Source organism: Streptomyces sp. NPDC048106 (assembly GCF_040706415.1).
GTDB lineage: Bacteria > Actinomycetota > Actinomycetes > Streptomycetales > Streptomycetaceae > Streptomyces.
The window spans coordinates 1-8710 of record NZ_JBEZND010000090.1 but is presented as its reverse complement, the minus strand read 5'-3'; the positions used below and the strand labels follow the sequence as shown (position 1 = coordinate 8710).

General features: G+C 72.0%; 9 protein-coding genes. 6 read left to right on the top strand and 3 right to left on the bottom strand.

Going from position 1 to position 8710, the window contains the following annotated elements; translation table 11 throughout:
* Window positions 1-328: 328 nt before the first annotated feature.
* The 4 genes from nhaA to AB0927_RS40550 all read left to right on the top strand — a co-directional run bounded on the left by nhaA (window position 329) and on the right by AB0927_RS40550 (window position 3605).
* Window positions 329-1771 carry a Na+/H+ antiporter NhaA gene (nhaA, locus tag AB0927_RS40565; RefSeq protein WP_366672890.1) on the top strand — a complete coding sequence of 481 codons (1443 nt, stop codon included), beginning with the start codon at window positions 329-331 and terminating at the stop codon, window positions 1769-1771.
* A 97-nt stretch (window positions 1772-1868) separates the two neighbouring features.
* The gene (locus AB0927_RS40560; RefSeq protein ID WP_366672889.1) at window positions 1869-2357 is read left to right on the top strand and encodes a phage holin family protein; all 489 of its coding nucleotides are present in this window, start codon (window positions 1869-1871) and stop codon (window positions 2355-2357) included.
* The gene (locus tag AB0927_RS40555) at window positions 2354-3286 is read left to right on the top strand and encodes an alpha/beta hydrolase (RefSeq protein ID WP_366672888.1); all 933 of its coding nucleotides are present in this window, start codon (window positions 2354-2356) and stop codon (window positions 3284-3286) included. Before AB0927_RS40560 ends, AB0927_RS40555 begins: the two co-directional genes overlap by 4 nt.
* Before the next feature lie 139 nt (window positions 3287-3425).
* Window positions 3426-3605 (top strand): hypothetical protein, encoded by a 180-nt coding sequence (locus AB0927_RS40550; RefSeq protein WP_366672886.1) that lies wholly within the window; start codon window positions 3426-3428, stop codon window positions 3603-3605.
* Window positions 3606-3621: 16 nt separating this feature from the next.
* On the opposite strand, the gene AB0927_RS40545 is transcribed toward AB0927_RS40550, so the two are convergent.
* From AB0927_RS40545 to nth, 3 genes are all read right to left on the bottom strand, one after another.
* Window positions 3622-4821 carry a MarP family serine protease gene (locus tag AB0927_RS40545; protein ID WP_366672885.1) on the bottom strand — a complete coding sequence of 400 codons (1200 nt, stop codon included), beginning with the start codon at window positions 4819-4821 and terminating at the stop codon, window positions 3622-3624.
* 122 nt (window positions 4822-4943) lie between these two features.
* Entirely contained in the window at window positions 4944-5639 is a 696-nt protein-coding gene (locus AB0927_RS40540; protein WP_366672884.1) for a CoA pyrophosphatase, read from the bottom strand.
* A 55-nt stretch (window positions 5640-5694) separates the two neighbouring features.
* Entirely contained in the window at window positions 5695-6717 is a 1023-nt protein-coding gene (gene nth / locus AB0927_RS40535) for an endonuclease III (protein WP_366672883.1), read from the bottom strand.
* Between the two features lie 325 nt (window positions 6718-7042).
* On the opposite strand from nth, the gene AB0927_RS40530 reads away from it, so the two are divergent.
* Window positions 7043-7717 (top strand): Crp/Fnr family transcriptional regulator, encoded by a 675-nt coding sequence (locus tag AB0927_RS40530; protein WP_014674022.1) that lies wholly within the window; start codon window positions 7043-7045, stop codon window positions 7715-7717.
* A gap of 60 nt (window positions 7718-7777) precedes the next feature.
* Window positions 7778-8608: a nucleotidyltransferase domain-containing protein gene (locus AB0927_RS40525; RefSeq protein ID WP_366672882.1), complete on the top strand. Its 831-nt coding sequence runs from the start codon at window positions 7778-7780 to the stop codon at window positions 8606-8608.
* Window positions 8609-8710: the final 102 nt, after the last annotated feature.

Here is an 8710-nt window from a genome sequence, read left to right as displayed (position 1 = left end):
GCCTCCTGCGCGACGTCGCCGAAAACCGCCAACTCGGCGACGTCACCACCCTCACCGACGCCGGCGTCATGGACCTCATCCAGAACAAACTCCCCGCCGCACCCAGCGAGGACTGAGCCGGTACGACCGAGCAGGGGCGCCCGGCATCACGCCGGGCGCCCCTGGCGTACGTCCGGGCCCACCGGGCCCACCGGTCTCTCGCCTTTCGCCCGCCCGACAATTTAGGTAAAGTAACCAAAGAGTCAAGAACTCAACAAGATCCACTGGGTGTGCCGGGAAGTCTGGTCGGCGGTCAAGCCGTCCTGCCTGATACCGGAGGTCCCCCATCGTGACCGCGCCCCGCTCCCCGCACCCCGCCCGCAAGGCCCTCGGACGCCTGTCCCTGCCCGAGCGGACCTACGTCGCGGACGCGCTGCGCACGGAGACCGTCGGCGGCGTCCTCCTGCTCCTCGCCGCCGTCGCCGCCCTGATCTGGGCGAACGTCCCGGCGCTGCGCCACAGCTACGAGGCGGTCAGCCACTTCGGCTTCGGCCCCGCCGCCCTCGGCCTGAACCTGTCGATCGCCCACTGGGCCGCCGACGGCGTCCTCGCGATCTTCTTCTTCGTCGCCGGCATCGAGCTCAAACGCGAACTGGTCGCCGGAGACCTGCGCGATCCCAAGGCGGCCGTGCTCCCCGTGGTGGCCGCGCTGTGCGGCATGGCCGTACCCGCGCTCGTCTACACCGTCACCGCCCTCACCGGGCACGGCTCCACCCAGGGCTGGGCGGTGCCCACCGCCACCGACATCGCCTTCGCGCTCGCCGTCCTCGCGGTGATCGGCACCTCCCTGCCCAGCGCCCTGCGCGCCTTCCTGCTCACCCTCGCCGTCGTCGACGACCTCTTCGCGATCCTGATCATCGCGGTCTTCTTCACCGACCGGCTGAACTTCGCCGCGCTCGGCGGCGCGCTTCTCGGCCTCGCCGTCTTCTGGCTGCTGCTGCGCATGGGCGTGCGCGGCTGGTACGTGTACGTGCCGCTCGCGGTCGTCAACTGGGCGCTGATGTACAACAGCGGCGTGCACGCCACCATCGCCGGCGTGGCCATGGGCCTGATGCTGCGCTGCACCACCCGCGAGGGCGAGGAGCGCTCGCCCGGCGAGCGCATCGAACACCTGGTGCGGCCCCTGTCGGCCGGGTTCGCCGTGCCGGTGTTCGCGCTGTTCAGCGCCGGGGTGGTGGTGTCCGGGCAGGCGCTCGGCGACCTGTTCACCCGACCGGAGACGCTCGGCGTGGTGATGGGCCTGGTCATCGGCAAGGCGCTCGGAATCTTCGGCGGCACCTGGCTGACCGTCCGCTTCACCCGCGCCTCCCTCAGCGAGGATCTCGCCTGGGCGGACGTCTTCGCGGTGGCCTCGCTCGCCGGAATCGGCTTCACCGTCTCGCTGCTCATCGGCGAACTCGCCTACGACGGCGACGCGCTCCTCACCGACGAGACCAAGGCCGCCGTCCTCACCGGATCGCTGATCGCGGCGGCCTGCGCCACCGTGCTGCTGAAGATACGCAACGCCAAGTACCGCAGGCTGTGCGAGGCCGAGGACCGCGACGACGACCTCGACGGCGTCCCCGACATCTACGAGGAGGGCGACCCGGCATACCACCTGCGCATGGCCGAGATCCTGGAGCGCAGGGCCGCCGAACACCGGCGGATCGCCGCCGAGCGGGCGGCCGAGGCGGGCGACGGGCTTGCGGAAGTGCCGGGCGGGGCAGGCGACGAGGGCGGCCGTCCGGCATGATCTGACGAGACGGTACAAATCAAGACGGTGACCCGGGGCGGGCGGCCGCACGCCCGCGACGCCCAGGGACACGAGAGAACTCGTAAGGGAGACCGCGATGAGCGCACCCGACGGCAGCCCGGTCGGTGCCGAACGCAGCATCGGCCAGCTGTTCGCCTCGGCGACGACCGAATTGTCGGCGCTGGTGCACGACGAGATCGCGCTGGCCAAGGCGCAGCTCAAGCAGGACGTGAAGCGCGGCGCGACCAGCGGCGGCGCGTTCTCGATGGCGGGCGCGGTCCTGGTGTTCTCCCTGCCGATGCTCAACTTCGCCCTGGCGTACGGCATCCGCACGTGGACCCACTGGAACCTGGCGGTCTGCTTCGTGCTGTCCTTCGCGGCAAACGTGCTCGTCGCCGGCCTCCTCGCGCTGATCGGCGTGGCGTTCGCGAAGAAGGCCAAGAAGGGCCGGGGGCCGCAGAAGGTCGCCGCGTCCATGAAGGAGACGGCGAACGTCCTCGGGAAGGCCAAGCCGCACCCGCGCCCGGAGCTTCCCGAGGATCGCAGCCCCGCGGCCATCGAGGCTGTGGCACGCTCGTCGTCATGACGGACCCCGCTCATCCCTCGCTGGTACGGATCGGCCTGCCCGGACACCAGGTGATCCACCGGGACGTCGCCGCCAACGGCGCCCGCTTCCACATCGCGGAACTCGGCGACGGCCCCCTGGTGCTGCTGCTCCACGGCTTCCCGCAGTTCTGGTGGACCTGGCGGCACCAGCTGGTCGCCCTCGCGGAGGCCGGCTACCGGGCGGTGGCCATGGACCTGCGGGGCGTCGGCGGCAGCGACCGCACGCCGCGCGGCTACGACCCGGCCAACCTCGCCCTGGACGTCACCGGCGTCATCCGCTCCCTCGGCGAGCCGGACGCCGCGCTGGTCGGGCACGACCTCGGCGGCTATCTGGCGTGGACGGCGGCGGCCATGCGCCCCAAGCTGGTGCGACGGCTCGCGGTGGTGTCGATGCCGCATCCGAGGCGCTGGCGCGCGGCGATGCTGCGGGACGCCCGGCAGACGGCCGCCAACTCCTACATCTGGGGCTTCCAGCGGCCCTGGATCCCCGAGCGTCAACTCACCGCCGACGGCGGCGAACTGGTCGGCCGTCTGATCCGGGACTGGTCCGGGCCGCGGGCGCCGGAGGACGAGGCGGTGCGCACGTACCAGCGCGCCATGTGCATCCCCTCCACCGCGCACTGCTCCATCGAGCCGTACCGCTGGCTGGTGCGGTCCCTGGCCCGCCCGGACGGCGTGCAGTTCTACCGCAGGATGAAGCGGCCGGTGCGGGTGCCCACGCTGCATCTGCACGGTTCACTCGATCCGGTGAGCCGCACGCGCAGTGCCGCCGGTTCCGGGGAGTACGTCGAAGCGCCGTACCGCTGGCGGCTGTTCGACGGTCTCGGGCACTTCCCGCACGAGGAGGACCCGGTGGCGTTCTCGACGGAGCTGATCAGCTGGCTGAAGGACCCCGAGCCGGACCGGTGACGGCGGCGTGACGGGACCGATGCGTTGAGTATCCGGTTCCGCGCCACTTGTCCCCCGTACGGCCACATGCCCGCCGCATAGGCCAATTGGCCGCCGCCCAAGCGGTTATCGACCTTCGGGCGGGGGCACACGCAGGGGTATGGGCTGGACGCCGGACTACAGTGACGCACCCCGAAACCTCCGCTCGGCCACGGGTCTGAGCACGCCTCAACGAGGTACCCCGCAACTCGCGGAAGGCGACCTCCGCGTGGGGATCCCGCGTATCCTGCGCCGCCGGGCCCGCTGGGTCTCGGTCCGGCTGCGTCACCCGCGCGGCTGAAGGGCCTCCTCGCGGCTCACAGCGCGCAGCTGTCCGTACCCACCTGTTCGTTCGCCGTGCGGCCGCGGGCGATGTCCGGCCGGATCTCGTCCGCCGTCAGCGCGTAGCCGGTCTCGGCGTCGTCCAGGGACTTGGCGAACACCACCCCGTAGACCCTGCCGTCGGGGGTGAGCAGGGGGCCGCCGGAGTTTCCCTGGCGGACGGTGGCATAGAGCGAGTAGACGTCACGGCGGACGCTGCCGCGGCGGTAGATGTCCGGGCCGTTGACCGAGATGCGCCCGCGCACGCGGGCGGCGCGCACGTCGTACGAGCCGTTCTCCGGGAAGCCCGCCACGATCGCGCTGTCGCCGCCGGACGCGTCCGGGTCGGAGAACCTCAGCGCGTTCGCCTTGAGGTCCGGTACGTCGAGTACGGCGATGTCGCGCTTCCAGTCGTACAGCACCACCGTGGCGCCGTACCGCCGGCCCACCCCGCCTATCTGCACGGTCGGCGCGTCCACCCCGCCGACGACGTGCGCGTTGGTCATCACGCGGCGGTCGGCGAAGACGAAGCCGGTGCCCTCCAGGACCTTGCCGCAGCTCTGGGCGGTGCCGGTGACCTTGACGATGGAGCGCTGGGCGCGGGTGGCGACCGGGCTGCCGACGAGGGCCGGGTCGGGCGGCTGGACGTCCTTGATCGGCTCGTCGGAGAACGGGCTGAAGACCTGCGGGAAGCCGTTCTGCGCGAGGACGGAGGAGAAGTCCGCGAACCAGGTGTCGGCCTGCGCGGGCAGCGCCCGGGAGACCCCGATCAGCACCTTGGAGCCGCGCACCTGCTTGCCGAGGGTCGGCAGGGTGGTGCCGGCCAGGGCGGAGCCGATCAGCCAGGCGACCAGGAGCATCGCCACCACGTTGACCAGCGCGCCGCCGGTGGCGTCCAGGGCGCGGGCCGGGGACCAGGTGATGTGCTTGCGCAGCTTGTTGCCGAGGTGGGTGGTCAGGGCCTGGCCGACGGAGGCGCAGACGATGACGACGACCACGGCCACGACGGCGGCGGTGGTGCCCACCTCCGCGTTGCCGGTCACCGCGCCCCAGACGACGGGCAGCGCGTACACCGCCGCGAGGCCGCCGCCCAGGAACCCGATCACCGACAGGATGCCCACGACGAAGCCCTGGCGGTAGCCCACGACCGCGAACCACACGGCCGCGACCAGCAACAGGATGTCCAGCACGTTCACCGCTTCAGGCCCTCGCCTACTCCATTCCGCTTCCCGCGGCTCGGACGAGGAGTCCGGCCCGCCCCCGTGGGGACAGAGGGACCCAGCGTCCCCGGGAAAGAGACAGCACGGGGATCACCCTGTCACGAGCTCCAGTCGAGCGGGGCCAGCTTCTCCCGGTCCCAGGGGCGCTCCCAGCCGGCGAAGTGCAGCAGCCGGTCGATCACCCCGGCCGTGAAACCCCACACCAGGGTCGATTCGACCTGGAATGCCGGACCCCGGAACCCGCTGGGGTGGACGACGGTGGTGCGGTTGGCGGGGTCCGTGAGATCTGCCACGGGGACGGTGAACACCCGCGCCGTCTCGTTCGGGTCCACGGCGCCGACCGGGGTGGGCTCGCGCCACCAGCCGAGAACGGGTGTGACGACGAAGCGGCTGACCGGGATGTACAGCCGGGGCAGCACGGCGAACGGCTGCACGCCCCGGGGGTCGAGCCCGGTCTCCTCCTCGGCCTCGCGCAGGGCGGCCCGCAGCGGGCCCTCGCCCTGCGGATCGCCGTCCTCGGGGTCGAGGGAGCCGCCCGGGAAGGACGGCTGGCCCGCGTGCGAGCGCAGGGAGCCGGCGCGCTCCATGAGCAGCAGCTCGGGGCCGCGCTCGCCCTCGCCGAACAGGATCAGCACGGCCGACTGCCGGCCCGAGCCGTTCGCCGGCGGCAGGAAGCGGCTGAGCTGGAGGGGTTCGATGGTGGCCGCCGCGCGCGCCACCGGGTCCAGCCAGTCGGGCAGTCCCCGCCCGTCCAGCGCCACCGCGTCGCGTCGTGTCTCACTGGCCCGCGTCATCGCCCACCCCCGTCGCTCTGTCTCGTCCAACGCCGAGGACGCCTAGATCGTTCCGTCACGCGGCCCCCAGTGGCGCGGCCGGCTTGCCGCCCGCGTCCAGATAGGCCTGCGGCGGCTTGAGCCGCTGGCCGGGCAGGCCGCCCTTCTCGTACTTCAGCAGCTTCCTCGCCTTCTCCGGGTCGGTCTCGCCCTCGCCGTAGGCCGGGCAGAGCGGGGCGATCGGGCAGGCGCCGCAGGCGGGCTTGCGGGCGTGGCAGATGCGGCGGCCGTGCCAGATGACGTGGTGGGACAGGTCGGTCCAGTCGCTCTTGGGGAACAGCGCGCCGACCGCGGCCTCGATCTTGTCCGGGTCGGTCTCCTCGGTCCACCGCCAGCGCCGCACCAGCCGCTGGAAGTGCGTGTCCACGGTGATGCCGGGCCGCCCGAAGGCGTTGCCGAGCACGACGAAGGCGGTCTTGCGGCCGACGCCGGGCAGCTTGACCAGGTCCTCCAGCTTCCCCGGCACCTCGCCGCCGAAGTCCTCCACCAGCGCCTTGGACAGCCCTATGACCGATCTGGTCTTGGCCCGGAAGAACCCGCAGGGGCGCAGGATCTCCTCGACCCGCTCCGGGTCGGCGGCGGCCAGGTCCTCGGGGGCGGGGTAGCGGGCGAAGAGCCCCGGGGTCGTCTGGTTGACGCGCAGGTCGGTGGTCTGGGCCGACAGCACGGTGGCGACCAGCAGTTGGAAGGGGTTCTCGAAGTCCAGTTCCGGGTGGGCGTAGGGGTACACCTCGGCCAGCTCGCGGTTGATCCGGCGGGCCCGGCGGACCAGGGCGGTCCGGGACTCCCCCGCCGGGGGTTTCACGGCGACCTCGCGGGCGGGCGCGGCCTTCTTCACGGGGACCCGCTCACCGGTGGCCACGGCCTTCTTGGCAGGGGTGACCTTCCTGGCGGAAACGGACTTCTTGACGGGGGTGCCCTTTCCGGTGGAAACGGACTTCTTGGCCGGGGTGGCCTTCTTCGCGGAAGGCGCCTTCGCGACAGGGGCGGCCTTCTCGGCGGAACCTTCTTTCCCTGCCAAAACAGCCCCTTCCGGCATCTCAGCCTTTTTTCTACTTTTCCTACTGCCTCCGGGGCCCTGTTCGCCCACAGCGGAATCGCGACGGACAACCACCCGCTAAGCCCCCTTGGCCTGTGCTCTCACCGGCGTTTTGGACACCCGGCCAGCCTAGGGCCCGGCGCGCGCATCCGCCCCGGACCCCGAAGATCGGCCCCCGATTGGACCCCTGACGCTTACCCCGGCACACCTGTGCGGCATCCTTGTGACAGATCACACTGTTTGGACCGTCCGGCAAAATGAGAACACGGTCCCCTGGCACACGGGGGAAGAAGATCCCCTGAGCAGGTCGACAAGGAGAGAACTCGTGGACGACGTTCTGCGGCGCAACCCGCTCTTCGCGGCGCTCGACGACGAGCAGGCCGCGGAGCTTCGCGCCTCGATGAGCGAGGTGACCCTCGCTCGCGGCGACTCCCTGTTCCACGAGGGCGACCCGGGCGACCGCCTGTACGTCGTCACCGAGGGCAAGGTCAAGCTGCACCGCACCTCCCCCGACGGCCGCGAGAACATGCTCGCCGTCGTCGGTCCCGGCGAGCTGATCGGCGAGCTGTCGCTGTTCGACCCGGGCCCGCGTACGGCGACCGCCACCGCGCTGACCGAGGTCAAGCTCCTCGGCCTCGGCCACGGCGACCTCCAGCCCTGGCTGAACGCCCGCCCCGAGGTGGCCGGCGCCCTGCTGCGCGCCGTCGCCCGCAGGCTGCGCAAGACCAACGACGCCATGTCCGACCTGGTCTTCTCCGACGTCCCCGGCCGCGTGGCGCGCGCCCTGCTCGACCTGTCCCGGCGCTTCGGCGTGCAGTCCGAAGAGGGCATCCACGTCGTCCACGACCTCACCCAGGAGGAGCTGGCCCAGCTGGTCGGCGCCTCCCGCGAGACCGTCAACAAGGCGCTCGCCGACTTCGCCCAGCGCGGCTGGCTGCGGCTGGAGGCGCGGGCGGTCATCCTGCTGGACGTGGAGCGGCTGGCCAAGCGGTCCCGCTGACCCCGGGTCCGGTCCGAAAACCAGCTGTTCGAAACGGGGCCGCACGGCAGAGTGGCCCCCATGTCCACCCCGCCCCGCCCCCACGGCCTCGACCCCCTCGGCTTCATCGCCCGGGAGGGCTCCCTCGCGCACGTACCCGGCGCCTTCCAGCCCGTCGTGACCGCGGTACGGGAACGGCTGCCGGACGTCTTCGGGGCGCGGCTGGACGGGGCGTACCTCTACGGGTCGATCCCCCGCGGCACCGCCCGCGTGGGCCGCAGCGACCTGGACCTGTTCGTCGTCCTGCGCGAGGAACCGTCCGACGCCGACCGTGCCCTCGTCCGGGCCCTCGGTGCGGCCCTGGACCGGGACCACCCCGAGATCGACGGCGTCGGGCCGCTGCTCTACGGCCGAGGGCGGCTGCTCAGCGCGCCGGAGCGGTACGACCTGGGCTGGTTCGTGGCCTGTCTGTGCACCCCGCTGCTCGGCGACGACCTGGCCGCGCTGCTGCCCCGCTACCGCCCCGACTCCCTGCTCGCCCGCGAGACCAACGGCGACCTCGCCCGGCTGCTGCCGCGCTGGCGCGAGCGGATCGCGGCCGCGGAGGACACCGAGGCGGCCCGGCGGCCCCTGGTGCGCTTCATGTCCCGGCATCTCGTCCGCACCGGCTTCACGCTCGTCATGCCCCGCTGGAACGGCTGGACGAGCGATCTGCGCGAGATGGCCGAGGTCTGCGGGGCGTACTACCCCGAGCGGGCCGCACAGCTGCGCACGGCGGCGGAGTACGGCCACGAGCCCGTGGGCGACCCGCGCGTGCTGCGCGCCTACGCCGACGACCTGGGCCCCTGGCTCGCCGCCGAGTACGCGCGCGTGCACGGCGTGAAGACACCGCGACCGGAAGACGAGTCCTAGATCTAGTCCTAGATGTTCTGTCCGGGGAGGTTGTGGACGGGTGAGCCAGGTCTCGGCTGAGGGATCTTGAACGGGTGAGGGCCCTTCCGGTTCGGTGTGGAT

What these genes read in the sequence shown, in the direction of transcription:
- AB0927_RS40525 (WP_366672882.1), top strand. Translation starts at nt 7,778, where the DNA reads ATGTCCACCCCGCCCCGCCCCCACGGCCTCGACCCCCTCGGCTTCATC.
- AB0927_RS40555 (WP_366672888.1), top strand. Translation starts at nt 2,354, where the DNA reads ATGACGGACCCCGCTCATCCCTCGCTGGTACGGATCGGCCTGCCCGGA.
- AB0927_RS40560 (WP_366672889.1), top strand. Translation starts at nt 1,869, where the DNA reads ATGAGCGCACCCGACGGCAGCCCGGTCGGTGCCGAACGCAGCATCGGC.
- nth (WP_366672883.1), bottom strand. Translation starts at nt 6,717, where the DNA reads ATGCCGGAAGGGGCTGTTTTGGCAGGGAAAGAAGGTTCCGCCGAGAAG.
- AB0927_RS40550 (WP_366672886.1), top strand. Translation starts at nt 3,426, where the DNA reads ATGGGCTGGACGCCGGACTACAGTGACGCACCCCGAAACCTCCGCTCG.
- AB0927_RS40540 (WP_366672884.1), bottom strand. Translation starts at nt 5,639, where the DNA reads ATGACGCGGGCCAGTGAGACACGACGCGACGCGGTGGCGCTGGACGGG.